This window comes from Streptomyces pseudovenezuelae, from assembly GCF_001513955.1.
Lineage (GTDB): Bacteria > Actinomycetota > Actinomycetes > Streptomycetales > Streptomycetaceae > Streptomyces > Streptomyces pseudovenezuelae.
Map to the genome: position 1 here is coordinate 336,347 of NZ_KQ948151.1, position 26,407 is coordinate 362,753.

Genomic DNA, 26,407 nt, shown 5'->3' on the forward strand with positions numbered 1-26,407 from the left:
CACGTCGACGCCGAGCACGCGCTCACAATGAGCCCGCGCATCAAGAGGTCAGCGGCCCGCGGGAGTGCCGAGGAGGTAGGAGACGACCGCCGTCTGGAGGTGACTGCGCAGTTCGCTCCACGACAGCGGTCGGCCCGACTCCAGGAACTCGCCCTGGGTGATGCGGTGGGCGATCATGGCGTAGGTCATGCGGAAGGCGAAGTCCAGCGCCGCCGCCGGGTCCTGATGGGCGATCGGCGTGTGGCGCAGCGCCTCGGCGAAGTGGCGGTTGCCCTCGACGCTGACCCGGGAGCCTTCGGCCCGTACCGCTTCGTGCCGGGTGCCGAGCAGCAGGAAGACGCGCAGCAGGGCCTCGTGCGCCTGGAAGGCGTCGGTGATCGCGCCGACCGCCTCGGCGATCGCCACCGCCGGATCGCGCAGGAGGCGTAGGCGCTCGACGGCCATGCGCTCGGCGATCTCGGCCTGGAGGTTCTCGGTGAAGGCGTGCTGGATGGCCAGCAACAGCCCTTCCTTATCGCCGAACCTGCGGTAGATGCTGCCGACGGCCATGCCCGCCCGGTCCGCGACGGCGGCCACGGTGAGCGCGTCCGCGCCACCCTCTTCGAGCAGGGCGTACCCGGCTTCCAGGATGTCCTGCTGCGAACGGCGGCTGCGTTCCTGGAGGGCGGCGGGTCGGGCGGCGGCGGGTTCGGTCACCTGCGCATTTTATCCACCCGCCTCTTGACTTCCATGATGCCACCATGTGAATCTCGACTCACATTAGATGTGAATTCGACTTCACATATGGACTCCGGCGGGCATGGTCGCGCCCGCCCCTTCTTCCTTGCCTCACCCCTCGCAATGGCGCGGGAGCGGCTCCGGAGGTACTCATGACCCCGCTCTACGACATCGCCGTCGTCGGCTACGGACCGACCGGCCTGACCGCCGCGTCCCTGCTGGGCCGGCTCGGCCACAGCGTGGTGGTGGTCGAACGCTGGCCCGCCCTCTACGGCCTCCCCCGGCTGACCCACATCGACGACGAGACCGCCCGTACCATCCAGGCGGCCGGCGATGCCGACGAAGCCCTGCGCGACTCGTCGATGTGCGACTACGTATGGGTCAACGGCAAGGGTGAAACGCTGGTGACCATCCCGGCCCACCCCGACGGGCCGATGGGCTACCCGTCCCACATCTCCATGTACCAGCCGGACGTCGAGAACGCGATCGACAAGCGCCTGCGCGGCTACGGCACGGTCGACGTCCGTCAGGGCTGGGCGGTCACCGGCCTCGACCAGGACGACGACGGCGTCACCCTGAGCCTGGGCGGCTGGAACGCCGACGAGTGCCGCGCGGACGGTCCGCACGAGCAGGTCCGGGCGCGTTACGTCATCGCCGCGGACGGGAGCCGCAGCAAGGTGCGCGAACTGCTCGGCGTCCAGCGTCAGGACTTCGGCTTCAACGAACTGTGGATGAACGTGGACACCGAGTGGCTGCGCCCCCAGCCGCCGGAGTTCGCCCACGGCACCCAGTACTGCGACCCGGCACGCGGGCACATGACCATCAACATCGGCACCACGCGCCAGCGTTTCGAGTTCGCCCTGCTGCCGAGTGAGACACGCGAGGAGATGACCGCGCCGGAGGCCGCCTGGCGACTCCTGGGAGAGCACCACGGCCTGGGGCCGGACGACCTGCGCATCACGCGCCAGCTGGTGTACGGCTTCGAGGCCCGCATCGCCACCCGGTGGCGGACCGGCCGCGTCTTCCTGACCGGTGACGCCGCCCACACCATGCCTCCGTACCTGGGGCAGGGCGCGTGCAGTGGTGTCCGCGACGCCACCAATCTCGCCTGGAAGCTCCACCTCGTGCTCGCCGGGCAGGCCCCGGACACACTGCTCGACACCTATGAGAGCGAGCGCCGCCCCCACGTCACCGCCCTCACCCACGCGGCGATCGGCCTCGGCGAGGTCGCCAACACACACGACGCCGAGGCCGCGGCCGCCCGGGACGCGGCGTTCTTCGCAGGCGAGGTGCCCCCACCGCCGCCCTTCCCGCCTCTCGGGGAGGGAGTGCTGCGGCAGGGGGCGGGCGCGCCGGCCGGCACCCTCACCCCGCAGGGCCGCATCCGCCTGCCCGACGGGCGCACGGGGCGTTTCGACGACCTGACCGGATACGGCTTCACCCTGGTCGCCGCGGAGGACCCGACCGCCGCCCTCGGTCCGGGGCGGCTCGCCCGCCTGGAGAGCCTGGGCTGCGCCGTGGTCGCTCTCGACCGCGTCGACGACCTCGACGGACGGCACCGCGAGTACCTCCAACTGCTGGGAGCCGTCGCCTACTTGGCCCGCCCGGACTTCGTGCTGTTCGGAGCCGCGACCGACAGCGCCGACCTCGGCAGGCTCGTGGACGACCTCGACGCCGCGCTGGCCGGGGCGGGGGGAGCGGCCGGGAGGGTGGGAGCGGCCAAGGCGGCAGGGGCAGCCGGGGTGGCGGGGGCGGCCGTATGACGAGCGCGAAGCCTGAGGTGTCCCCGCTGGTCGCCGCCCAGCACCGGGCCATGCCCTTCACCCGGCTCACCGACTGCGGCATGGACCCCGCCGACGCCCGCCGCCTGCTCACCGACACCGCGACCGGAACGCCGTGGCAGGAGGCCGCGGCGGCCCTCGCGGACGAACAGCTGTCGCGAGCCGGGCGTGCGCGGGACGAGGGCCACCTCGTCACCGCCCGACAGGCGTACCGCTTCGCCTCGGCCGCCCTGATGTTCGCGCAGATGGCGTGCCAGAGCGACACCGACGAAAAACGCGAGCTGTACACCCGGCATACCGCGGTGACCGCCGCGCTCGCACCGGACTTGGAGCGCGTCGAGATCCCTCACCGTGCCGGGACACTCACCGGCTGGCTGTGCCTGCCGGCCTCGGGAGCACCCAGGGCCACGGTGATCGTGTGGGGCGGGCTCAGCGGCTGGGGAGCGGCCTACCTGCCCGTGGCCCGGGCGTACACCGCGCGCGGTCTGGCCTGCGTACTCGCGGAAGGGCCCGGCCAGGGCGAGTCGAGGCTGCGTCACGGGCTGTACGTCGACGAGCAGGTCACGGAGGGATTCGCTCGCTTCGTCGACTTCGCCGAGGCCGACACCCGCCTGCGTGGCCCCATCGGCATCCAGGGCATCAGCTTCGGCGGTCTCTTCGCCGCTCACCTCGCCGCCGCCGATCCGCGCGTGGCCGCGGTGGTCGTCAACGGCGCTCCGGCGGTACCGGCCGTCCCCGAGTTCCGCACCGCGCGCGAGCAGATGGCCGCCGTGGTCGGCACCGACGATCCGGACCGGGTGGCCGAGGTCATGGACGCGCTGCGCTTCGACCCGGACAAGCACCGCATCACCTGTCCGCTGCTCCTGCTGCACGGCGGCCTCGACCCGCTCGCCCGCTACGCGGACCAGGAACCCTTCCTGCGCGCCGCCGACCATCCGACGTCCGCCCTCCGTGTCTGGGCCGACGGCGAGCACACCCTCTACAACCACGCGGCCGAGCGCGACGCGCTCACCGGTGACTGGTTCACCGACCGGCTCGCCCGCCGCCACAGCACCCCGAAAGGTTAGGAACGCCCAGTGGACTTCACCGTCGAGACCGCCACCGACGCGGTGATGGAGAGCTTCCAGCAGACCGGGAACCCGCGGCTGCGGCAGGTCATGGAGAGCCTGACCCACCACCTCCACGACTTCGTCCGGGACATCGAACCCACGCTGAAGGAGTGGGAGGAGGCCATCGGCTTCCTCACCGCCGTAGGCCAGAAGTGCGACGACACCCGTCAGGAGTTCGTCCTGCTGTCCGACATCCTGGGCGTGTCCATGCTCGTCGAGACCCTGAACGGCTCGGAGGAGGGCACCGAGAGCACGGTCCTCGGCCCCTTCCACATGACCCAGTCCCCCAGCCGCGAACTCGGCGCCTCCATCGACCTGTTGGGCGGCAACCGCCCGTGTGTGGTCTCCGGCCGAGCGCTCGCCACCGACGGCACCCCGCTGCCGGACACCGAACTCGACGTGTGGCAGTGCGACGAGGACGGCTTCTACGACGTCCAGCAGCCCGACGTCCAGCCGCCGGGCAACGGACGCGGACTGTTCCGCACCGACGGCGAAGGCCGCTTCTGGTTCCGTACCGTGGTCCCCTCCCACTACCCCATCCCCACCGACGGCCCTGTAGGCGACCTCCTCAAGGCAACCGGCCGCCACCCCTACCGCCCCGCCCACATCCACTTCATCGCGCATGCCGAGGGCCACCGTCCGGTCACCACGCATGTGTTCGTCGCCGACAGCCCCTACATCGACTCCGATGCCGTCTTCGCCGTCAAAAGCGCCCTGATCACCGAGTTCACCGAGTCGGGCGACGAACAGGACGCCCAGCGCTACGGCGTGAGCGCACCCTTCGCGCACGCCAGGTTCGACATCGTGCTGGAGCCGGAGACCCCGCAGTGAACTTCACCTACGAGGCCCAGCCCATGCGGGTGGCCTTCGGCGCCGGAAGCCTCCGCCAACTGCGCGAGGAAGCGGACCGGTTGGGGCTACGACGGCTGCTGGTGCTGTCCACCCCCGGTCAGCGGTCCCTGGCCGAACAGGCCGCCACCCTGCTGGGCGACACGTGTGCCGGAATGTTCACCGAGGCCCGGATGCACGTACCGACGCAGGTGGCCGAGGCGGCCCGGGCAACCGCGCGCGACGCCGACGCGGACGGCTGCGTGGCCATCGGGGGCGGATCGACCGTCGGCCTCGGAAAAGCGATCGCCCTGACCACCGGCCTGCCCGTGATCAGTGTGCCGACGACCTACGCCGGCTCGGAGATGACACCCGTGTGGGGACTGACCGAGAACGGGCGCAAACGAACCGGCCGTGACCCGGCCGTGCTGCCGCGCAGCGTGGTCTACGACCCCGAACTCACCGTCGGGCTCCCCGCGCACGTGTCGATCACCAGCGGCTTCAACGCCATCGCCCATGCCGTGGAAGCCCTCTACGCGCCCGACACCTCGCCGATCGTGTCCATGATGGCCGAGGAGGGCGTACGCTCGCTGGCCGCCGCCCTGCCGGTCATCGCCGCCGACCCGGGCGACCTGGGAGCCCGCACCGACGCCCTGCGCGGGGCATGGCTGTGCGGGGCCTGCCTGGGCGCGACCACCATGTCCCTGCACCACAAGCTCTGCCACATCCTCGGCGGCACCTTCGACCTGCCCCACGCCGCTACCCACACCGTCCTCCTCCCCTACGTCACCGCCTTCAACCTCCCCTCGACACCGGCCGCCGAACAGGCGCTGCGCCGCGCCCTGACCACGGACGACATACCCCACCACCTCGCACGAGCCTCCACCGATCTCGGCGCTCCATGCTCCTTGTCCGAACTCGGCCTCACCGCACCGGACTTGGACGAGGTCCTCACACAGGCGCAGGCCCAGCCCTACGCAAACCCCCGCCCGGTCACGGCGGAAGCCCTCCGATCGCTGCTCACGCACGCTTTGAAGGGGACGCTCGCACCGTGACCGGCAGCTCTACCGAGCTCGAATGAGCGACAGGAGCGCCCCCACGGAGTCGAAGGAGCCGTTGGGGACCACCTGCTCCGACGGAGGTTTTACTCGTCGTGGATTGAACGACTCGTCGCGGCGTGATCACCTACGGCTGAGATGCCGCTTGCCAGCGCCGCCGGAGGCCCGCCGTGCCGTACTTCCTGCTCACCGTGACGGCCTCGCGGCGGACCAACCTCGGGTTGCAGGTCGAACCCGCTGTACGCATCAGGGAGTTGGCGTCACGGGTGAATGACGCCGACGTTCCCGTGCCCGGCGACCGCCTCCTGCTCCGCCGCCCCGACACGGGCACGTGGTGGATCGCCCCGCTGGCCTCCTTCGGACTGGAGGCGTGGCAGAAGGACGGCCTCGCCTACACCCGCAGCAACCCCGCCGACCCGGAGTTCACGCTGGCCATCGGCGGCCGAGGCGGCCCAGAGGCCCTCCCGGTGGGCACCGAGATCTGGCTCGACGACAACGCTCCGACCCGCGGTCACCGCACCAATGGCTGGCGTCGCATCATCGCCGACATCGCCTCGGGTGACTGGCATCAGGCGGCCCCGGACGCGGTCGACACCACCATCACCGACCGCTGATCGCTGATCGCTGATCGCTCGATCCCGGCAGCTGTAGTCCTTCGCGGCCTGCACCACGGTGGCCGCGTACGTGGCCGGGTCTGCCTTGGCGCTACAGCGCTTCGACAGAGCCGCCACCGGCCCTTCGGCCCCTTTCCGCATTCGCCCCCAGCCACCGGCCACCGGACCGCCCGCGCATAAACTGGCCACGTCTACGCCCAGAGCCACATTTCCACCCACACAAGCCACGTGCTCGCTCGGCCGCGGTGCCGGGGGCTCCTCCTGAGCCCGCCCCGGGCGATCACACCCCTCGCGTTCAGGAGAGCATCGATCGTGGAATCGGCAGCAGCGCGCCCCGGTCTGGTCCTCACGGCCGCCTCCGTTCTGCCGGAGGACGCCGGCCGAGCGGCGCTCGTCGCGCGCGTGCACGACCCGGAGGTCGACGGACCGTGTGTGGCCGCGGTCCGTGGCGAGCAGGTCGTCGACCTGACGGCCATCGCGCCCACCGTCTCCGACCTCATGGAACGCGACGACGCGGTGACGATCGTCCGCGAGGCCGAAGGCCGACGTACCTGGCGCCTGGAAGAACTGACGCGGGCGCCGAGCGGCCGCCGTGACATGCCGCATCTGCTCGCTCCGATCGACCTCCAAGTGATCAAGGCCGCGGGCGTCACCTTCGCCCGGAGCCTGCTGGAACGCGTCATCGAGGAGCGAACGGGCGGCCGTCCGGAACAGGCCGCGCAGGTGCGGGCCCGGGTGCAGGAGCTGGTGGGCGGCGCGCTCGACGGCATCCGTCCCGGATCACCGGAAGCGGACAAGGCCAAGGAACTGCTCGTCTCCGAAGGACTGTGGTCGCAGTACCTGGAGGTCGGGATCGGGCCCGACCCGGAGGTGTTCACCAAGGCCCCCGTCCTCTCCTCGGTCGGCACCGGCGCCGACGTCGGAGTGCTCGGCGCCTCGGTGTGGAACAACCCCGAGCCCGAGGTCGTCCTCGTCGTCGACTCGCGCGGCCGGGTCCGGGGCGCGACGCTCGGCAACGACGTCAACCTCCGCGACATCGAGGGGCGCAGTGCCCTGCTGCTGTCCCGGGCGAAGGACAACAACGCCTCCTGCGCGATCGGCCCGTTCATCCGGCTGCTCGACGACGGCTTCGACCTCGACACCGTACGCAGTCTCGACATCGACCTCCGTGTCGAGGGCATGGACGGTTACGTACTGCACGGCAGCAGCTCCCTGCGCGAGATCAGCCGTGACGTGCTGGACCTGGTGGGCGCCGCCTACGGTCGGCATCATCAATACCCCGACGGCTTCGTGCTGTTCACCGGAACTCTCTTCGCCCCCACCGAGGACCGCCGGACACCCGGTGAGGGCTTCACCCACGAGTACGGCGACATCGTGCGGATCTCCAGCCCGCTACTCGGCACTCTGGTCAACACCGTCGTCACCAGCGAGCAGGCGACACCGTGGACGTTCGGCGTGGGAGCGCTGATGCGCAACCTCGCCCGGCGCGGCCTGCTTTGAGTCGGCCACCCACGGGGAGGCACAACCGATTCAGGCTCGGGCGACCGGCTCCTGGTGGAACGAGGCGTGAAAGCGCCGCATGTGATCCACGAGGCGCTCGGGTCCGGTCAGCATGACGGTGGCCGTCAGGCGCGGGTCCGCGCTGGAGGCCGCCAACCGCAGTTCCAGCGCGCCTGGTTCGACCGTGCGCCGTCCGTCTCGTCCGGTGAAGGAGGCGAGGTCGGCCGGCACCGTGACCCGCATGCGGCGGGCCTCGCCCGGCTCCAGCTCCACCCGGGTGTAGCCGACGAGGCGCTGTGCCGGCTGGACGACGGAGGCGACCGGGTCATGGAGATAGAGCTGGACGACTTCGGTTCCGGGTCGTTCGCCGGCGTTGCGGACGGTGAAGGAGAGGGTGAACTGGCCGTCGGTCGGGGCTTCCGCGGCGTCCACGGCCAACTCCGCCCAGACGAAACACGTATAGGAAAGGCCGTGGCCGAAGGCGAACGCGGGGGTCGGGTCGATGGTGGACACCTCGCTGGCGTGCGCGAGGCGTGCCCCGAGGTAGGTGGCCGGTTGGGAGCCCGGTCCGCGCGGGACACTGACGGGCAGACGCCCTGATGGGTTGGTACGACCGCTGAGGACCCCAGCGATCGCGTGTGTGCCCTCCTCCCCGGGAAAGAAGGACTGCACGATCGCAGCGGACTCCTCCACGGCTCGGCCGAGGGCGTACGGTCGTCCCGCGAGCAGCACGGTGATCACCGGTGTCTCCTGGTCGAGCAGGGCGTCGAGCAGGTTCTGCTGCGCACCGGGGAGCGCCAGCGTCTCGGCGTCGCATCCCTCGCCGCTGGTGCCCCGCCCGAAGAGCCCGGCGCGGTCGCCGAGCACGAGCACGGCTACGTCGGCCTCGCGTGCCGCCCGGGCGGCCTGGCCGATGCCGGAAAGGTCCCCGTCGTCGATTCCGGTGCCGCGGGTGAACGTGATCTCGGCGTCGGGGAACTCGGCGGCGAGCGTGTCGCGCAGCGTGGGCAGCTGGAGGCCCAGCGGTGTCCCGGGGTTGCGGACGCCGATGTGCTGGGGGAAGGAGTAGCAGCCCAGTACGGCGGTGGGTTCGTCGGCGTTGGGACCGAGCAGGGCGATGCGGCGTGGCCTTGCCAGCGGCAGGGTGCCGTCGTTGCTCAGCACTACGACCGCTTCCTCGGCGAGCGTCCGGGCCAGCGAGCGGTTCTCCGGTCCGTCGAGGTCGATCCGGCCGCGCAGGGCGGCCGGGTCGTCGAGGTCGGCCCCGTCAAGGGCTGCCGGTACGGGATTCCAGTCCTTGTCGAGCAGTCCGAGCATCGCCTTCTGGGTGAGGACCCGGCGCAGGGCACGGTCGACCAGCGTCTCCGGGATGCGCCCGTCGGTGACGGCCTCGGCCAGCGGTGCGCCGTATGTCTTGACGTTGGGCAGTTCGACGTCGATGCCCGCGTGGAGCGCTGTGCCGGCGGCGTGGGCCCAGTCGGCTGCGACTCCGTGCAGGGTCTTCAGGAAGGCGATGGCGAAGTAGTCGGCGACGACGGTGCCCTCGAAGCCCCAGGTGTCGCGCAGCAGCCCGGTGAGCAGTTCCTCGTCGGCGGCGGAGGGCATGCCGTCGGTGTCGGTGTAGGCGTTCATCACCGAGCGGGCGCCGCCCTCGCGGATCGCCATCTCGAAGGGCGGCAGCAGTACGTCGGCGCGCTCTCGCGGGCCCAGGGAGGAGGGGGCGAGGTTGCGGCCGGCACGGGAGGCCGAGTAGCCGACGAGGTGCTTGAGGGTGGCGATGATCCCTGCGGATTCGAGGCCCTGCACATATGCCGTCCCGATGGTGCCGACCAGGTAGGGGTCCTCGCCGATGGTTTCCTCGACCCGGCCCCAGCGGGCGTCGCGCACGACGTCCAGGACGGGCGCGAGTCCCTGGTGCACGCCGACGGCGCGCATGTCTCGGCCGATGGCTGCGGCCATGCGCCGTACCGTGTCCGGATCGAAGGTGGCGCCCCAGGACAGCGGAACGGGGTAGGCCGTCGCGCCCCAGGCGGCGAAGCCCGCAAGGCACTCGTCATGTGCGAGGGCGGGGATGCCGAACCGGTTCGTGGCGGCGATACGGATCTGGGTGCGGGCCAGGGACAGCGCGCCCAGGGCGGGGTCGACGGGGACGGTGCCGAAGGGCCGGGTCAGTTGCCCGAGACCGGTCGGCAGGAGTGCGTCGAGATCGACGGCTTCCTCCATGTCGTGCTGGTGGGGGGCCACTTCACCGCCTTGGTCGGAGGCGCCGACCCACACCCCGTACAGCTGGGCGGTCTTCTCCTGAAGGGTCATCGCGTCGATCAGGGCGTCGACTCGCGCGGGCAGGGAGAGGGCGGGGTCGTTCCAGACGGGGACGGCGGAGGTGTCTTCTGCTGGCACGGTGGCGTTCACATTCCTCCCACACCCGTCAGCCCAGGGCCAGGGCGTGACGAGCGAACAGGTGGCGGCGTCTGTCAACGGCTGAATCCCGCGGTCAGGCCGCTCAGCAGCTGGCGGCGGCCGAAGGCGTACAGGACCAGGACGGGCAGTGTGGTGAGGACGACGGCAGCGAGAACGGCCGGGACATTGACTCCGTACTGGCCCTGGAACGTCCACAGTGCGAGCGGCAGTGTCCGGCGCTCAGGGCTCTGCGTGAGGATCAGCGGCAGCAGGAATCCGTTCCAGATGGTCAGCGCGTTGAAGATGGCAACGGTGATGATGGCCGGCCGGGTGAGCGGCGCCGCCAGCCGCCACAGGGTCGTCCATTCGCCGGCGCCGTCGACCCGCATCGAGTCGAACAGCTCTTTGGGCACGTCGCGGATGAAGTTGGTGAGCACCAGCACCGACAGCGGGATGGCGAAGGCGATCGACGGAAGGATCAGCGCCAGCAGACTGTCGTACAGGTGCAGTTTGATGATGATGAGGTAGACCGGGATGACCGTCGCCTGCAGCGGGATGGCCAGGCCCATCAGGAACAGTCCGTTGATCGCGCGCAGGACCCGCATGCGCCACCCGCGCACGATCGCGTAGGCGGCCATGAAGGAGAACACGACCGCGGGCACCACGGCACCGGCGGTGACGACGACGCTGTTCACGAAGTAGCGGACGAAGTCGGACTCGATGACCATCCGGTAGTTGTCCAGGGTGGGGTCGCTCGACGGCACCAGCGGGTTGCTCGCGTAGTAGCCGCTCCGGGCCTTCAGGCTGGTGATGAGGGCCCAGTACAGGGGTACGGTGACGACGGCGAGCCACAGCAACCCGGCCAGGCCTCCGCCCCAGTTGCGCCGGCCGCCCGCCCGACGGGGGTGGCGTTGCCGCTCGTGCTGGGTGGCCTTCTGAGGTCGTCGTCGCGGCTTGGTGAGCGTGGTGGTCATGTCAGACCCCCTCGAGTTGGCTCGCACCGGCGTCCCGTCCGCCGAGCCGGCGCAGCAGCAGGGCGAGGCTCAGTCCCAGCAGGACCAGGATGACCGCGATGGCGCTGGCCGGACCCATCAGGCTGGCCTGGAATCCCCGCTTGTACATGTCCAGTGCGAGGACGCGGGTGGCGTCGCCCGGGCCGCCCTCGGTCAGGACGAAGATGAGGTCGAAGAAGGTCAGCGACCCGACCACCATCAGCGTGGACGAGGTGATGATGGTGTATTTCAGCTGGGGCAGCGTGATGCTGAAGAACTGCCGGATCCGTCCTGCTCCGTCCAACTGCGCGGCTTCGTAGAGGGATTTCGGGATCTGCTGGACCCCGCCCTGGTAGATCAGTGAGTGGAACGGGATGAACTGCCAGGAGACGACGAAGACGACGACCCCGAACGCCAGCCCTGGCCGCCCCAGCCAGTCCTGGCTGAGCGCGTGGATCTTCAGTCCGGCGCCGAGCCCGAAGTTGGGGTCCAGCAGGGCCTTGTAGGCGATCGCGATCGCCGCGGAGCTGAGCATCAGCGGGATGAAGTACACCACGCCCAGCACCGCCCGGTAGCACTGGCGGCCGGCCAGGAAGGTGCCGAGCAGAATGCTCAGCGGCGTCTGGACGGCCCAGGACACGGCCATCACCAGGAACGTCACCCAGAGGGCGTGCGGCAGCCCGGGGTTGGTGAGCACCTTGCGCCAACTCGTCAGCCCGGAGGGGCGGATGGCGCCGATCCCGTCCCATGTGGTGAAGCTCAGCGCGAAGACACCGAAGAGCGGAATCACGGCGAAGCCGACGAAGAGCACCAGCGCCGGAGCGGCCAGCCACGGCAGGACGCCGCGCGCATCGCGAGGCCGCGGATGGCCGGTGAGTGCGCTCATTTGGCGGTGACCGCGTTGAGGTTGCCGGCGAACTGCTGTGGTGAGATGGACAGTTGGAACAACTTCACGATGTTGTCCAGGAGCGTCTCGGCGGCGGTCGGGCTGAGCGCCTGGTCCCAGGACTGGGCGAACACCTTCGCCTTGCTGGCGATGTCATAGGTGAACTTCAGGAAGTCGGCGCTCTTCGAGGCGGCCAGCAGCTTCTCCGTGCCCAGCCGGATCGGGACCGAGCCGTTGTCGATCCACTTCTGCACCTCGGCGTCCTGCAGGACCCCCTTGGCGAAGAAGTCCTTCGCGGTCTTCTTCTGCTCGGCGCCGGCCTTCGAGGAGATGGACAGGTACTGCGCGGGGTTGCCGACCGTGTCACTCGGATCACCCTTGCCGCCCTCGACGGGCGGGAAGGTCATGTAGCCCAGTCCGCCGCTGGAGACGAAGTCCCCGCCGTCGGCCTGCTGGATGCCGTAGGACCAGGCCCCGTGCAGCATCATCGCGGCCCGGCCGGTGTACAGCAGCGCCTGGTCGGCGTTGGAGTCCGCGGTGATCGAGGAGAAGCCCTTGACGAACCCCCGGGCTTTGACCAGTTCCTGGACCTTGGTCAGCGCGGTGATGGCGGCCGGGTCGGACCAGGCGTTCTTCTCGCCCTCGGCGATGGCCTGGAACACCTCGGAACCGCCGATGCGATCGAAGAGGAACTCCAGCCACATCATGTTCGTCCACCGGGACTGACCGCCGAGGGCGAAAGGCGCTATCCCCTTCGCGTTGAATCTGGGTACCAGCGCCATGATGTCGTCCCAGGACTGCGGCGGTTTCACCCCGACCTGCTCGAACACCTTCCTGTTGTAGTAGAGGATGATCGGCTGCACTGCCTCGCACGGCATCGCGTAGATCTTGCCGTCGACGGTCGCCGCGCCGAACGAGGACGGGAAGAGCCCCTTCTTGATCTCGGAGTGCTCCTCGAACCACGGCGTGAGGTCCTCGACCTGGCCCGCTTCCACGTAAGTGCGCAACGTCCCGCCGCCCCAGCCCCAGATGATCGTGGGTGCCCGTCCGGCTCCGATGGCCGTCTTGATCTTCGTCTTGTACGCGTCGTTCTGGTAGGTGGTGTCCTTGATCTGCTCCTTGGGGTGGGCCTTGTTGAAGGCTGCCACCGCGCTTGCCCTGACGCCTTCCTGTGGCTGGCCGTTCAGGTACCAGTACGTGGCTCCTCCGCTCTTGCCTGGACCGGATGAGCCGCAGGCCGCCAGTGCCGCGGAGACCGGCACGCCGGCGGCCAGGCCGAGGAGGGTACGTCGGGAGAGCGCCATGTTTTCTCCGCACTCGAGAGCCGTCGGCTTCTCGTGAGTCGTCGTGAGTCATGGTGAAAGGTTTTCGTAACAGCGTCCTTCGAGCTCTACTCTGGCAAGTTAGGTTTCGATCTGATGCCCTGTCAAGACGTGTGCAGACCGGTCGAGGAGCAGCACCGAAAGGCCTGATTTCAGGCGAAGATGGCTCTTGTGGTACTCGGAGATGAAGACCGAAACTATTTCGAAGAGCTTTAGCCACAGACGAAAGGCCATAAGGCGGCAACGGCTGGCACCCTGTTGGTGCAGGTCATGTCGCGCCGGCGGCGGCCGGTACCGCCCGAGACGGACCGTGCCGACAACTGAGGCCTCTGACGAAGGTGTTGGTGCATGCCGTCGGCAGGAATCACGACAGTGGTTGCCCCGACAGGACCGGACGGCCCGCCGGTGGTGCCGCTCCGCCCCCGCGCCGCCGGAACCGGGCGTCCGTTGCCGTACGGTTGACCGGTTCCACCGGCGTCTCACCGCACCGATGGACATACAGCAGAGAGGAAGCGATGCGACCGAACACCAGGCGCACCACTTTGGCGGACATCGCACAAGCGGCCGGGGTCTCCGTCGCGACCGTGTCCAAAGTGGTCAACGGTCGCGTGGACGTGGCACCGCAGACCCGCGCCCGGGTGCAGGAACTACTGCACCAGCACCACTACCTGGCACCGGTGTTCCGCCACACCGAGGTCATGGAAAGCGCCACCATCGAAGTGCAGTTCAGGGGCGGCCTGAAGTCGTACGTGGCAGAGACCCTGGAAGGCATCGTCGACTCCGCCGCCGAACTGGGCGCCTCAGTGGTGCTGAGCAAGTCGTCCCACGCCCCGCACTGGGCCCGCGACCTGGTCTCAGCCGGACGCCGTGCCGTCATCGCGATCACCAGCGTGTACAGCACGGCGCACCTCGACGAACTGGCCCGCGCCGGGCTGCCGCTGGTCGTGCTGGACCCACTGCACCTCCCGGACAGCCGGGTCAACAGCGTCGGGGCGACCAACTTCGCCGGGGGCCTGGCCGCGACGCAGCACCTCCTCTCGCTGGGGCACCGCCGTGTCGCCTATCTCGGCGGTCCGGCGATGGCCGTGTGCAACCAGGCACGCATGCACGGCTACCGCGCCGCCATGGAGGCACACGGAGCACAGGTGCCCGGCGCCTACGTCCGGCCCGGGGAGTTCACGTACGAGACCGGGTTGCATGGCGCCACCGCACTGCTGGAGCTGCCGGAGCCACCGACCGCGATCTTCGCGGGCAACGACGAGATCGCCCTCGGTGCCATCGAGTCCGCCCGCGCCCGGGGCCTGCGCGTCCCCGAAGACCTGAGCGTGGTCGGCTTCGACGACACGAGCCTCGCCCAGATGGCTTCGCCGCCGCTGACCACCGTGCGACAGCCCCTGCGGGAGATGGGTGCCGCCGCCCTGCGGATCGCCCTTCAACTGGCCAACGGCGAGAAGACCGAGTCGCACCACATCGAACTCGCCACCGAACTGGTGGTCCGGGCCTCAACGGCGCCGCCCCGGGAACCGACGTCGGCGCGTGAGCGACCGTAGAAGAGGGCTGCCCCAGGAGGCGTTCCTGAGCGGGGTGAACTACCCGTTGTGTGCTCCGGGTTCGGTCGTCGGCGTCTGTTGGGTGGCCGCCCACGACGCCAGGAGCGCCAGATTGTCAGCGGTCGGTGTGCCCGCAGCTGCGGTGTACACGTTGAGACGCAGGCCGGGTTCAGCGGGCAGTTCCAGGGTCTCGACGTCCAAGTCGAGCCGGCCCACGACCGGATGGCGCACGCGCTTGCGGCCGGATCGGTGCAGCCGCACGTCCTGCGTCGCCCACCGCTGCCGAAACAGCTCACTGCGCGTCGACAGTTCGCCGACCAGGGCGATCAGCCCCTCGTCGTGCGGATTGCGGCCCGCTTCCATGCGTAGCTTCGCTGCCACGTCACCGGCAATTCGGTCGTGGTCGACAAAGAAATCCCTGGCCGCCTCGGCGTTGAGATAGACGAACCGTGCTGTGTTCGCGGGCCGTCGCGGCTCGGCCAGCACCGGTGAATACAGCGCGCGAGCGAGTTGGTTCATGGCGAGCACGTCATAACGGCCGTTGCCGATCCAGGCCGGCGCATCGGAGATCGCGTCGAGCACCTGCTGCAGCGTCGAGCGCACCGTCACGGCGGGCCTGCGCCGGCGTGGACGGCTGGGCGCCCTGGACTGGCGGGCGAGGTGGAACAAGTGGTCGCGCTCGGCCTCGTCGAGTTGCAAGGCGGAGGCCAGCGCGTCGAGCACGCCATCGGAGGCACCGGCGAGGCTGCCGCGCTCCATGCGCACGTAGTAGTCGACCGATACCCCCGCAAGGAGCGCCACTTCCTCGCGGCGCAGGCCTTTGACCCGACGGTTGCCGCCGTAAGCGGGCAGGCCCGCCTGCTCGGGTGCGATGCGGGCACGACGCGAGCTGAGAAACTCCCGGATCTCGGTCCGTGGATCCATCGTGGTCATCGTCCCCTCCCCATCTGCGCGTCCCGCAGCCTACGGCGTACCCGTCGCCGTGGTCGCGACGCCGCCGTCCACCGGGATGATGGCGCCCGTGAGGTAGGACCCGGCGCGGCCGGCGAGAAACACGGCGACACCCGCCATGTCGTCGTCGCGGCCGAGCCGGCGCAGAGGGGCAGCCGCCGCGATCGTGTCGCCGATGGCATCGAGCGTGGAGGCCATCATCTGCGACGGAAACACTCCCGGTGCCACCGCGTTCACCGTGACGTGCTGGGGGCCCAGTTCCCTGGCGAGCACTCTGGTGAGTTGATGGAGTGCCGCCTTGCTGCTGGCGTACGAGTAGTTGGGCGCCTGGGCGACGTGAATGGCGGCGATACTGCCGATGTTGATGATCCGCGCGGGGTCGTCGGCGGTGCCCGCCCTGCGAAGTGCGGGGAGTAGCGCCTGCACCAGCCAGAACGGCGACTTGAGGTTGAGGTCGATCACCGTGTCCCAGGCCTCGTCCGGGAAGGTCGCCAGCGGCTCGCGCCACATCGCTCCCGCGTTGTTGACAAGGATGTCCAGGCGTTCCCAGTCGACCTCGACGAGATCAGCGAGGCGCTGACACTCGTCGCGCCGGGACAGGTCGGCCGGAATTGCCCGGACGTCGCCGAATTCGGACAGTAGACGCTGCGCCTCCGCGCACGCGTCCGCCTTGCGTGAGCTGACGACGACGCGAGCGCCCGCCTGGAGAAGGCCGCGCGCGATCATCATCCCGATACCCCTGGTGCCACCGGTGACAAGGGCGTACTTCCCACTCAGATCGAAGAGTCCTGTGTGAGCGGTGTATTGGCCGTCCGCCATTGAGCTTCGTCCCTTCTGCCATGGAGTGACGCGCCGAGCTGGTCAGGGCGAAGCCGCAGTGCGTTTCCATGGGGTGTTGTCGGTGCTTCCGACGCGACCAGGCTGACAGGCGTTCGGGACGTCCGGGAGACCCTGGTGATCCAGGTACTGTGAGAGCCCCCCTCACTGTGAGTGTCCCCCTGCCTGGTGCGCTGACTCCCTCAGCTGAGGCCGGCCCGTCGCCGAGGCGCCGGTAGCCGAAGAGCGGTCACGTGCGGGGGCTGAGGCATTCGGCGACGGCCCGGCGCAGCGTTCGCCCGCCGGGCGAGCACTCCCCCGCCCGTCGCGGTCGCGGTGCACCCGCCCGACGGATTCGGCGCCCGCTACGCCGAGGAGCACATCCCCGACTGGGTCTGACTCCAGCCCGAGCGGACCTCCGCATCGATCGGCAGTCCCTCACGGTCAAGGGCCGCGGGCTACCGCCGCCCTCTGCTCACGGGTCGGTCGTGGTGTCGCGGGGCGCGTAGGCGGCCGGGGTGAGACCGGTGCGGTCGCGGAAGAAGCGGCCGAAGTTCGCGGGATCGGTGAAGCCGAGGTGGCCGGCCACCGTCCGAGCGTCCCACCGGGCACCTCCCAGCAGGCGCCGGGCTTCCAGGAGGCGCCGCTCGTCGATGAGTTCGCGTACTCCCTTGCCGGTGGCGTCCCGGGCTGCGCGGCTGAGGGTCCGGACCGAGCAGCCGAGCAGCTCGGCATAGTCCGCGGCTTGGTGCAGTTCGCGGAAGTGCAGCTCCAGGGCGTCCAGGAAGCGCCGGTACCGGTCGGCGCGGCCGGTGCCGACGGTGGCCGTGCCGGTGGGGGCGATGCCCGGGGAGTTGGCCAGGCGCAGCAGGAGCGATTCGAGCAGGCTGCGCCGCAGGGCGTGGTGGATGGCGAGGGGACGGCGTCCCAGTGCGCGGTGTTCGTCGAGGAGTTGGAGTGCCGTCTGCTGGAGCCAGGCGGTGTCCTCGGGGTGCGGGCTGAGCACGGCAGGGGCCTCGTGCGCGGTGAGCGGGGCCAGGAGACGGGCGAGGTCGGGCCGCAGCACGTCCGGTTCGAAGAGGATGAACGTGCCGCGGGCCGCGCCGGGCGGATGCCAGCACTGCGCGTGCCCGGGACGCACCCACAGCCACTGGCCGGGGGCGACGGTCCGCGTGACGTGGTCGACGTCGTGCCGCAGCTCACCCTCGGTGACCGCGATGAGGTAGTGGAAGGTGGCACGGCCCGGACGGGGCGGATTCCACGGCCAGTCGTCGTGCTGGGCGAAGAAGTCCTCGACGGTACTCACCTCAAGGCCGTAGGGAGTGCCGACCGGGGGCTGGAAACCGTAGAGCGGGACCGCGGCCGGTCCGGACGGGGTTCCACTCGGGTCGGGGTGTCGCCTGTCGACCATCATGTGTCCGCAGCCTACAGCCCTACTCGTCGGCTTCGACGGAAGGATGAGACGTATCGCCGCGACCGCGCGCCCCGCATGACCGCGCGCCCTCCGCGTCCTTCGATGCCACAGTCCGTCACCACCTGAGGAAGGCAACGCCCCATGAACGGATCGGCCCTGCACACGACCGCCGCCGACTGCGCGGAGGAACTCCCCGGAGCCCGGTTGGAGCACCCCTTCGGCCCCGACTGGGAGGTCTACAAGGTGCGTGGCAAGGTGTTCATGCTGATGACCGAGGTCCCGGGGCGGCCCGTCGTGATCCTCAAGGCGGACCCCGACGAGGCGCATGCCCTGCGGGAGCAGTACAGCCACATCACACCCGGCTACCACATGAACAAGAAGCACTGGATCACCCTGGAGGGCGGAGAAGGCGTCGACGAGGAACTCGTCAGGGAACTCGTCACCGACTCCTACCGGCTCGTCGTCGCCCACCTGCCCAGGGCCGAGCGGCCCGTCGACCCGCACACCTACGGCACCGGCAGGCGGACGGGCCGGTGAGCCTGGCCGGTGACCGGCTCCAGGAGACCGCCCGCCAGGCGGCCCTGGCCCTCCCCGACATCAGTCACGGACACCCCTTCACCCCGAAACTCGATGTGTACAAGGTCGCGGGCAAGGTGTTCCTGATCGTCACCGACGACCCGGACGAACAGATCATCACGGTCAAGTGCGAACCCGAGCACGCGCGAGCACTGGAGCGCGGCTACGCCTCGATCACCCCGGGCCGCTACCTCCACAGGAGGCACTGGATCTCGCTGGGGCCGGGGCAGGGCATCACCAAGCAACTGATCAACGATGTGGTCGAACATTCCTACGATCTGGTTCTCGACGGTCCGCCACAGAGCGAGCGCCCGCCGCGAGCCCCTGGCCCGGCCGCGCCCGCCCTCCACCGCACTTGAGCTCATACGGTCTCCGCACGGCCCGCACGGCGTGCCGGTCACACCCTGAAGTACCCGCAGGGGAACACCCCATGACGGCTGTACGGCAGAGGGCCCCCGACCTGAGTCGAGGGCCCTCCGTTGCCGCGTAGAACGCCTCGGTGGTTACCGCGCCGCGTAACCGAAGCGGTCGCCCACTGCCGGGAGGCCGCCCGTGCCGGGCTGGTACGTGGTCACCGGTGCGACCGTGCCGCCGGCGGTGACGTTGGACAGGGGCAGGGCGTACAGGGTGCCGTAGGTGGACGGGCCCAGGGGCAGGCCGACGTACAGCTTGGTGCCCGTGTAGTGGATGCTGGTGCCGAGCTGCTGGTTGGCGCCGGGGGCCGTCGGAATGCCGTCGCCGTCGCCCGCCTCCAGCCAGCGGTCGTTCGCACCGGGGGTGCCGAGGAGCGAGAAGGTGTGCACCGCGCCCGCGTTGTCGGCCGTGTCTATGGCCTCGTTGGGGACGCCCACGGCGAGTTTCATCGTCGCCGTGGTGCTCAGAGCGCGCGGCGCCGTGTTGATCGCGGTCAGGGCCGCGCCCATGCGGTCGCCGGCCTCCGCGGTGCCGGTCACGTCGTCGTCGGCGGTGCCCTGGGAGATGCTGTGAAGCTGGGTGACGGTGCCCGTGGCGGTGATGCGGAAGGTCAGTGCGGTACCCGCGTCGGCCTTGGCGACGCCGTCGATGTCGAGGTCCTCACCAGGCGCGCCGACCGCGAGGATCGAGTCGGTGGCGGCCGCGGCGCCGGAGGGGCGGTACGGGGCGAGGGCCAGGGCATAGCCGAACTGGTCGCCCGCCTCGGCGCCGCCGGAGACGGTGTCGAGGTCCTGGTCGAGTCCGAACTTCGGGGTGGGCAGGCCCGCGGAGGTCAGGGAGTGGCTGAAGACGGCCAGGTTCCCGGCGTTCGCGTCGTCACCGATGGTCTCGCCGGGGGCGCCGACCGCGAAGAAGTTGGCGTCGGCCGCGACCGAGCCGCCGAAGCCGTCGTTCGCCTCCGCCGCGCCCGGCACGTCGGTGCTGTCCTGGTGGAAGACGATGTTGGTGGAGGGGCGAACGTAGAAGGCCGCGCCGGCCTTCGCCAGGCTGTTCACGCTCTCGCCCGGCGCTCCGCTGACCACGAAGGGCTCACCGGCGGCGGTGACGCCCGCGGCGATGGAGTCGCCGAAGCGGTCGCCGGCCTGGATGACGGAGGTGGCCAGGGAGCCGGTGCCGGAGGCCTCCTCGAAGTGGGCGTTCTTGGCCGAGCCGGAGCCGAGGCCACCGGCGGCGCCGTACAGGACGTCGAGCATGCCCGCGTCGGCCACGGAACCGAGGTCCTCGGCCGGGGTGCCCACCACGAGGTCGGTGCAGCCGTCCTCGTTCCAGTCGACGGTGTCCAAGGACTCGCCGAACCAGTCGCTGGCCTCGGCGGCGCCGGGAATCCAGTCGAGGTCCTGGTTGAGTTCGGCGGTGCCCTTGCCGCCGCCGTAGACGATCCGCACCAGTCCGGCCGCGGCGACGCCGCCGACGGTCGCCCGCGGGTCGGAGATCGCGATGTCCTCGACGCCGTCGCAGTTGAAGTCGGTGACGCGCACCGCGCCGGTGGTGGCGCTCACCCAGGAGGCGAGGTCGTCCACCCGTGTGACGACGCCGTCGGTACGGGTCTCGGTGCTCTCGATGCCGTAGCACCCGCCCTGGTACGACTGGCTGGCGAGGGCGGCCAGTTGGGCGGTGCCGCCCGTCCCGCGGACCAGGGGCCCTCCGGTGTCGCCCATGCACGCGGCCGTGCCGCCGGCGCCGGTGACCGAGGCAGTCGTGGCGGCGGCGGAGTTCACCGAGAAGCCGCCGGTGTGCAGGCTGAGGGGTGACCACTCGGTGGCGGTACGGCCGTAGCCGGCGAGGGTGAGGGTCTCGCCGGCGGTGGGCGCGGCGGTGGACAGGGCGATCGGGCTGACGTTGGTGACCGGGCGGTTGAGGCGGGCCAGGACGGCGTCGCGGTCGGTGCGCGGGACCAGCTGGACGATTTGGCGGGCGGCGCCCGCAGTGCCCGTGAGGTCCGAGCGGCCGATGACCGCGGTGGTCTCGGTGGCGGGCTTGCCCGCGGGCACGGTGAGGCTGGTGGCCGGGTCGGCGGCGAAGCAACTGGCCGCGGTCAGCAGCCATTCGCGGTCGACGAGGACGCCGGAGCAGCCACGGTCGTGGTCGCCGACGGTGATCTGGGCGGTGTAGGCGTAGGTGGTGTCGGCGGCGCTGACTGCGGGGCCGGTGACGGCGGCGGCGGGGCCTGCCGCGAGCACGGCGGAGCCGAGGGTCAGGGTGGCGGCCAGCGCGGTGAGGCGCATGGGTCTGGCGTATGTCATGAAGTCGTTTTCCTGGTGGGTGATGGTGGATCGGAGGACAGGGTGCGGCGGGGCGCTACTTGGAAGCACGCAGCTCCAGCAGCGTCCACTCCCGGGCCTGTTCGTCCGCGCTCTCACCCACCGGGGTCCAGGCGTTCTTGGCGATGTCGTAGGACTGCTCCTCGGTGCCGACCGTCATGTCCGCCTCGGTGGTGTAGTCGTTGCCGCGGATCAGGTAGACCGACGGCAACTCCAGGGTCAGCCAGCCGGAGTTGCCCTTGACGTCGAAGCAGACCTTGCTCTTGTCGCGCGCCTGGACCTCCAGCTGTCCGGTCCCGCTCACGCAGTCCGCGAGCGTGATGTGGCCGTCACCGCGCTTCAGCAGGACGTTCTTCTCGGCAAGGATCTTGTCGGCCTGCGGGTAGTCGAAGTCCTCGACGGCGTAACCGGGGGCCTCGCCGGCCACCGACACCGTCCCGGTGGAGGCACCGCTCCCTGTCATGGCGGTCCAGGCCAGGGCCCCGGCGGCCAGGGCGCACACGGCTGTGCCCATGAGTCTTTTGCGGTATGGCCTCGACGGCATGGGAAAACGTCCCTTCATCACATTATTAATTCCGGGCAGGGAACGCTTGAGAACGCAATTCGCGCACGGGTGTGAAGGCACAAGGAATACAGGTGCAGCCCCCCACCCCGGCGATGAAATAGCCCCCAGAACACCTGCCGGAAAACTGCTTGTGAGGGCTATGCAACATCGACCTCCTCGCCATGTCCACTTCGTGAAATCTCACAAACCGGACTAATTTTGACAGGCGGATATGAGCTGCCTCACAGCGAAGAAAGGTTGCATCGCTCGATATAAAGAAAAGGTAACGAACGGAATGAGGCGTTTGTCCGAAGTGATGAGCAAAGGCGACGCTTTGGTGGTCCGATTCGGTCGTGATCGGACGAAAAACCATCGTGTGGGCAGGTCAGGAACGGTTCGGTTCCTTTATCAGGACTGCCTGAGAAATTGCCACGGGACGACCGTGGAACTGGTGTGAAAACTGTAAGGTTCGGTTAAGCATTGTTGACGGCGTCGGGAGCGTTCGACGGCCGGCACGGGGGATGCCTGGGTGGCTTACGGAAATCTGTCACTCGTGTCATTTCCTGCGCTCGTGCCTGTCTCGAATACGAGATGCCGATCCAGTTGGCGACTACAGCCATCGGAAACGAGCAAGGGAGCGACACGTTGAGTGTCAGATTGCGAGCCGTGCCGGGGAGGCGCGGCTTCGTGGTGATGCTGATAGCCCTGGTAATGGTCCTGGGCATCAATCCAGGCCCGGCGTCCGCCGAAGACGAGACCTGGGTCTACTACCGGTCCGATGTGCTGGAGGCGTGGCAGTACGGCGGCCCGGGCGTACGCGCGGCCGCCGCGGTGGCGCTCGCGGGCTCGGACACGGACATCCAGACGTTCATGAACGTGGACATGCCGAGGCTGGAGGTGGAAGACCTCCGGGTGCAGGCGGCCACCTTCCTGGCCTCCGGCGGCCCGGCGGTCCAGGGCGCGGCCGACACCGCCCTGAGCGGCGGCGAGGAGGAGCTGCACGCCTTCCTGGACAACGGCTTCACCGCCGCCTACGAGGAGGACCAACGGGTCCAGGTCGGCCAGATCATGGCCTTCGGCGGTCCGGGCGTGAAGAAGGCCGGCAACGCGGCGCTCAGCGGCACGGCCGACGACGTGAGCGCGTTCATCGAGAAGGGCCAGTACACGGCGCGGGCCGATGACAACCGGGTCCGGGTCGGGAAGCTGCTCTACACCGGCGGCCCGAACGTGAAGCTGCTCGCCGGACAGGCCCTGGACGGCACCGATGAGGACGTCCAGGAGTTCCTGGACGACGGATGGGCCGTCGCGGCCGCGCGTGACCAGGAGACGATCACGGTCGCGCAGCTGGCGGAACTCGCCGACACGGCGCAGAAGCGGGCCAAGGAACTGACCGAGACCGCCAAGGACGAGGCGGCCAAGGCGGCGAAGGCTACACAGGAGGCCAAGGCGGCGGCGCAGGTCGCCGCGGCGGAGGCCCAGGAGGCCAAGGACTCGGCCGGACGGGCCGCGGCCGCCGCGTCCCGGGCCGCGGCAGCGGCCGATCGGGCGGCTCAGGCGGCCCGTACGGCGGTGTCCGCGGCAGCGGCGGCGAACGCGACCGCACGTGTGGCTGCGACCGCGGCCGCGCAGGCGGCCTACGCCGCCAGCCGGGCGGGTGGCGCGGCGTCCGCGGCCAGGTCCGCCGCGGCGGCGACGGCCAGTGACGCCGGCCGGGCCGAACAGGCCCGTATCGCGGCGCAGAAGGCCCGTGATGCCGCCGCCGGCGCGGACAAGGCGGCGGACGCGGCCGACCAGGCCGGAATCGCCGCCGACAACGCGGCGACGGCGGCCTCGGCCGCGGCCAGCGCGGGGGTCAACGCGGCCGCCGCGGCCGCCGCCGCTGCCGACGCGGGCCGCTGGGCGGGCGAGGCCGGTGCCAAGGGTGAGCAGGCCGCCGCCGCGGCGGCCAAGGCGAAGCGGCTTGCCGACCAGGCCACGCGCGCGGCCGCCTCGGCGCAGTCCAACGCCCGGCAGGCCGCCACCGCGGCCCGTCAGTCGCGGGACGCGGCCAAGGCCGCGGCGACGCACGCCAGGGCCGCCGCCGTGGCGGCCGATGCCGCGGCCGACGCGGCGGGTGAGGCCGTGGACGCCGCAGCGGCGGCCACTGAGGCCGCGAACGCGGCGACTCAGGCTGCCAACCAGGCCACGACGGCCGCCGACCAGGCCTCGACCGTCATCGAGCTGGCCCGCAAGGCCGACGCCGAGCGACTCGCCCAGCAGCAGGAGGAGGAGGTCCTGTCGGCCGAGGAGGCGAGCCTGGCCTACGACACCCGGGTGGCGGCTGCCCAGCACGAGATCGGACAGCAGCAGGAACTCCAGGCGCAGACACGCCAGTTGCTGGCGGAGGCCGCGGCGGCTACCGATCCCGCGGTCAAGGCCGCCAAGGGGCGCCAGGCCGCGGTCAACATGCTGCCGGGCGCCGGGACCTGGGTGAAGCAGGCTGCCGGGATGGCCCTGCAGGGCACCGACGAGGACGTGGCGGAGTTCACGGACACCACACTCGCCGTGGCCATGGAACAGGACGACCGGGCCAGTGTCGGTCACATCGCCGCCACCACGAAGATTCCGGCGCAGCAGCAGGCCGCACTGGAGGTGATGGACAAGCCGATCGACCAGGTCCGCGACTGGCTGGCCACACGCGCCTACCCGGGCAAGGCGGACGACGACCGGGTCGCCGTCGCCAAGATCGCCGCCGAGGGCGGCCCCGGAGTGAAGGCCGCCGCGAGCAAGGCCCTCGACGGGACCGCCGCCGACCTGGCCGAGTTCCTCGACACCGGGCAGTACAAGGCGCGGGAGGACGACGACCGCGTCGCCGTCAGTGAGGCCGTCGCCACCGGAGGGCCGGAGGTCAAGGCCGCCGGGCAGGCGGTCCTGTCGGGTCCGCCGACCGGGCTGCGTCCCTTCCTGGAATCCGGTCTGCACAAGGCGCGCCAGCGGGACGCCAACGCCGCCGCCCACATGGCCGAGGTCAACATCCTGCTGCAGGCCGCCTACAAGTCGGCGGCGCTCGCGCAGAAGGACGCCGCCGACGCGCAGAAGGTCGCCGCGCAGGCCCGCAAGGACGCCGAGAAGGCCACCGAGTGGGCCACCGAGGCCAACGAGTCGGCCAAGCGCGCGAACGCGTACTCCGAGCAGGCCGAAAAGTCCGCCGACCAGGCCGAGGAATCCGCCGCGGAGGCGGCCGAGTCGGCCAGGACGGCCAGGAACGCGGCCGCGTCCGCGCGGCAGGCGGCCCAGTCGGCCGCCCGCTCCGCGCAGGCCGCGCAGCACTCCGCCGGGGTCGCCCGTGGCTACGCCGCGCAGGCGGACCAGTCCGCCTACCAGGCGAAACTGTCGGAGATCGCGGCCGGGAAGGACGCCCTCGCGGCGGCCAAGGCCTACGGCGACGCGCTGACCATCGCGGCGGAAAAGCTCGTCACCGAGCTGAAGGAGCAGATCGAGCAGGAGCTGCAGGAGGCCAGCAAGCCGATCACGGACCAGGAGCTGCGCGAGGAACTGGAGAAGCGGCTGGTCACGTACCGGCACGCCAACTGGGGTGACATCAAACCGGGTGAGACGCTCCTCGTCTGCGGTTCCGACGGAGCCGGCGGCATGGGCTGTATCACCAGCACCTACCTGGATCGCCTCATCGCCTGGTACGTCGGCGCGGACGAGATCGAGAAGTGCCTGACCAAGCCGGACGTCTCGTGCTTCGAGGGACTCGCGATGTCGGCCCTGCACCTCAAGCTGCGAGGCTTGAAGGCGCCCTGTGTGAAGAGCCTGAGCGGCATGTCGACGATGTCGCTGTCCACGTCGTCCGACAAGTGCAAGGTGTGGGACAACCTCGAACCGGATGACAAGATCATCCCGTTGGAGAAGGTGCCGCTCGAGAAACTGGACGACCTGCACGAGGCGACCGGACGATTCGTCTACGTGGTGCTCCCGGGCGGTGAGCTGCGGGTCACCCGGCTCGGCAGCATCTACGGCCACATCGACCTCGCGCAGGGCCAGCAGGTCGTCGCCGCCGGCGAGCTGAAGCTGTACCAGGGCAGAATCAAGTCCATCGACAACCGGTCCGGTCACTACCAGCCGAAGGGCGCGGAGGCACGGGCCGCCGCCGAGCAGGCATTCCGTGACGCCGGGTTCGACGTCAGTGACAAGAGCTACAAGGAACGGTGGTGACAGTGCCTGAACCGGAGCGGTTGGACGATCTGCTCGTCGACGGGTTCCGTCAGGTGTCCGACATCCTCGACGAGCGAAAGTCGACCCTCGCCGCCGATCCGGTCCTGGCGGAACTGGCCGACCTGGTGGCGGCGGCGCCGGATCCGGAGTCCGACGAGGTGAAACGGGCGCTGCTCCACGCCGTCGACTCCCGGGAACTGTCCGGAGCCGCCGAGGCCGTGCAGTACTTCGCTCACCGGTTCCGGTGGACCTGGCTGCGCGAGGAGGTCGAACGGCGTCATCTCGACAGCCTCACCCGCGTGGACCACCGGCTCATCCGCCATTACGAGAGGATGCTGGAAGCGTTCTCCCCGGAATGGGAGGACAGGGACCTGTTCCCGAGCCTGAACAGCTGAGCGCAGGAAGGGGCCGCGC

21 protein-coding genes are annotated in these 26,407 nt (G+C 70.1%); 11 read left to right on the top strand and 10 right to left on the bottom strand.

Going from position 1 to position 26,407, the window contains the following annotated elements:
- Positions 1–48: 48 nt before the first annotated feature.
- Positions 49–696 carry a TetR/AcrR family transcriptional regulator gene (locus AQI94_RS33260; protein ID WP_031037890.1) on the bottom strand — a complete coding sequence of 216 codons (648 nt, stop codon included), beginning with the start codon at positions 694–696 and terminating at the stop codon, positions 49–51.
- 173 nt (positions 697–869) lie between these two features.
- Between AQI94_RS33260 and mhpA the strand changes: the two genes are divergently transcribed.
- From mhpA to AQI94_RS33290, 6 genes are all read left to right on the top strand, one after another.
- A complete protein-coding gene (mhpA, locus tag AQI94_RS33265) occupies positions 870–2,480 on the top strand; it encodes a bifunctional 3-(3-hydroxy-phenyl)propionate/3-hydroxycinnamic acid hydroxylase MhpA (RefSeq protein WP_037941104.1) in 1,611 nt (536 codons plus the stop codon).
- Positions 2,477–3,565 carry an alpha/beta hydrolase family protein gene (locus tag AQI94_RS33270; protein ID WP_031037895.1) on the top strand — a complete coding sequence of 363 codons (1,089 nt, stop codon included), beginning with the start codon at positions 2,477–2,479 and terminating at the stop codon, positions 3,563–3,565. Before mhpA ends, AQI94_RS33270 begins: the two co-directional genes overlap by 4 nt.
- 9 nt (positions 3,566–3,574) lie before the next feature.
- Positions 3,575–4,438, top strand: coding sequence for a dioxygenase family protein (locus tag AQI94_RS33275; protein WP_031037897.1), 864 nt, complete (start codon positions 3,575–3,577; stop codon positions 4,436–4,438).
- Between the two features lie 23 nt (positions 4,439–4,461).
- Positions 4,462–5,490, top strand: coding sequence for a maleylacetate reductase (locus AQI94_RS33280; RefSeq protein WP_051831910.1), 1,029 nt, complete (start codon positions 4,462–4,464; stop codon positions 5,488–5,490).
- Between the two features lie 173 nt (positions 5,491–5,663).
- Complete coding sequence (locus AQI94_RS33285; protein ID WP_031037902.1) at positions 5,664–6,107, top strand: hypothetical protein; 444 nt, start codon at positions 5,664–5,666, stop codon at positions 6,105–6,107.
- 312 nt (positions 6,108–6,419) lie between these two features.
- Positions 6,420–7,607: a fumarylacetoacetate hydrolase family protein gene (locus AQI94_RS33290; protein ID WP_031037904.1), complete on the top strand. Its 1,188-nt coding sequence runs from the start codon at positions 6,420–6,422 to the stop codon at positions 7,605–7,607.
- Between the two features lie 30 nt (positions 7,608–7,637).
- On the opposite strand, the gene AQI94_RS33295 is transcribed toward AQI94_RS33290, so the two are convergent.
- The 4 genes from AQI94_RS33295 to AQI94_RS33310 form a co-directional block, all read right to left on the bottom strand.
- Complete coding sequence (locus AQI94_RS33295) at positions 7,638–10,019, bottom strand: beta-xylosidase/alpha-l-arabinosidase (protein ID WP_031037905.1); 2,382 nt, start codon at positions 10,017–10,019, stop codon at positions 7,638–7,640.
- A 62-nt stretch (positions 10,020–10,081) separates the two neighbouring features.
- On the bottom strand, positions 10,082–10,981 hold the full coding sequence (locus AQI94_RS33300; protein WP_031037906.1) for a carbohydrate ABC transporter permease: 900 nt from the start codon (positions 10,979–10,981) through the stop codon (positions 10,082–10,084).
- 1 nt (position 10,982) lies between these two features.
- The gene (locus tag AQI94_RS33305) at positions 10,983–11,885 is read right to left on the bottom strand and encodes a carbohydrate ABC transporter permease (RefSeq protein ID WP_031037907.1); all 903 of its coding nucleotides are present in this window, start codon (positions 11,883–11,885) and stop codon (positions 10,983–10,985) included.
- Positions 11,882–13,189, bottom strand: coding sequence for an extracellular solute-binding protein (locus tag AQI94_RS33310; protein ID WP_031037908.1), 1,308 nt, complete (start codon positions 13,187–13,189; stop codon positions 11,882–11,884). The genes AQI94_RS33305 and AQI94_RS33310 overlap by 4 nt, the downstream gene beginning before the upstream one ends.
- A 533-nt stretch (positions 13,190–13,722) precedes the next feature.
- On the opposite strand from AQI94_RS33310, the gene AQI94_RS33315 reads away from it, so the two are divergent.
- A complete protein-coding gene (locus AQI94_RS33315; protein WP_031037909.1) occupies positions 13,723–14,757 on the top strand; it encodes a LacI family DNA-binding transcriptional regulator in 1,035 nt (344 codons plus the stop codon).
- A gap of 39 nt (positions 14,758–14,796) precedes the next feature.
- Here AQI94_RS33315 and AQI94_RS33320 read toward each other — a convergent pair whose 3' ends face one another.
- The 3 genes from AQI94_RS33320 to AQI94_RS33330 form a co-directional block, all read right to left on the bottom strand.
- Positions 14,797–15,681 (bottom strand): helix-turn-helix transcriptional regulator, encoded by an 885-nt coding sequence (locus AQI94_RS33320; RefSeq protein WP_199814284.1) that lies wholly within the window; start codon positions 15,679–15,681, stop codon positions 14,797–14,799.
- Between the two features lie 39 nt (positions 15,682–15,720).
- Positions 15,721–16,527, bottom strand: coding sequence for an SDR family oxidoreductase (locus AQI94_RS33325; protein WP_031037911.1), 807 nt, complete (start codon positions 16,525–16,527; stop codon positions 15,721–15,723).
- Between the two features lie 472 nt (positions 16,528–16,999).
- On the bottom strand, positions 17,000–17,938 hold the full coding sequence (locus tag AQI94_RS33330) for a helix-turn-helix domain-containing protein (RefSeq protein WP_031037913.1): 939 nt from the start codon (positions 17,936–17,938) through the stop codon (positions 17,000–17,002).
- A 141-nt stretch (positions 17,939–18,079) separates the two neighbouring features.
- On the opposite strand from AQI94_RS33330, the gene AQI94_RS33335 reads away from it, so the two are divergent.
- Entirely contained in the window at positions 18,080–18,475 is a 396-nt protein-coding gene (locus tag AQI94_RS33335; RefSeq protein WP_031037915.1) for an MmcQ/YjbR family DNA-binding protein, read from the top strand.
- The gene (locus AQI94_RS33340) at positions 18,472–18,873 is read left to right on the top strand and encodes an MmcQ/YjbR family DNA-binding protein (RefSeq protein WP_051831909.1); all 402 of its coding nucleotides are present in this window, start codon (positions 18,472–18,474) and stop codon (positions 18,871–18,873) included. The genes AQI94_RS33335 and AQI94_RS33340 overlap by 4 nt, the downstream gene beginning before the upstream one ends.
- A gap of 144 nt (positions 18,874–19,017) precedes the next feature.
- On the opposite strand, the gene AQI94_RS33345 is transcribed toward AQI94_RS33340, so the two are convergent.
- On the bottom strand, positions 19,018–21,231 hold the full coding sequence (locus AQI94_RS33345; RefSeq protein ID WP_031037920.1) for a S1 family peptidase: 2,214 nt from the start codon (positions 21,229–21,231) through the stop codon (positions 19,018–19,020).
- 55 nt (positions 21,232–21,286) lie between these two features.
- Positions 21,287–21,763, bottom strand: coding sequence for a hypothetical protein (locus AQI94_RS33350; RefSeq protein WP_225890355.1), 477 nt, complete (start codon positions 21,761–21,763; stop codon positions 21,287–21,289).
- A gap of 696 nt (positions 21,764–22,459) precedes the next feature.
- Here AQI94_RS33350 and AQI94_RS33355 point away from each other — a divergent pair.
- Together AQI94_RS33355 and AQI94_RS33360 are read left to right on the top strand one after the other, a co-directional pair.
- Positions 22,460–25,993 (top strand): ALF repeat-containing protein, encoded by a 3,534-nt coding sequence (locus AQI94_RS33355; RefSeq protein WP_225890356.1) that lies wholly within the window; start codon positions 22,460–22,462, stop codon positions 25,991–25,993.
- Positions 25,990–26,388 (top strand): hypothetical protein, encoded by a 399-nt coding sequence (locus AQI94_RS33360; RefSeq protein WP_158806373.1) that lies wholly within the window; start codon positions 25,990–25,992, stop codon positions 26,386–26,388. Before AQI94_RS33355 ends, AQI94_RS33360 begins: the two co-directional genes overlap by 4 nt.
- The last annotated feature ends 19 nt before the right edge of the window (positions 26,389–26,407 follow it).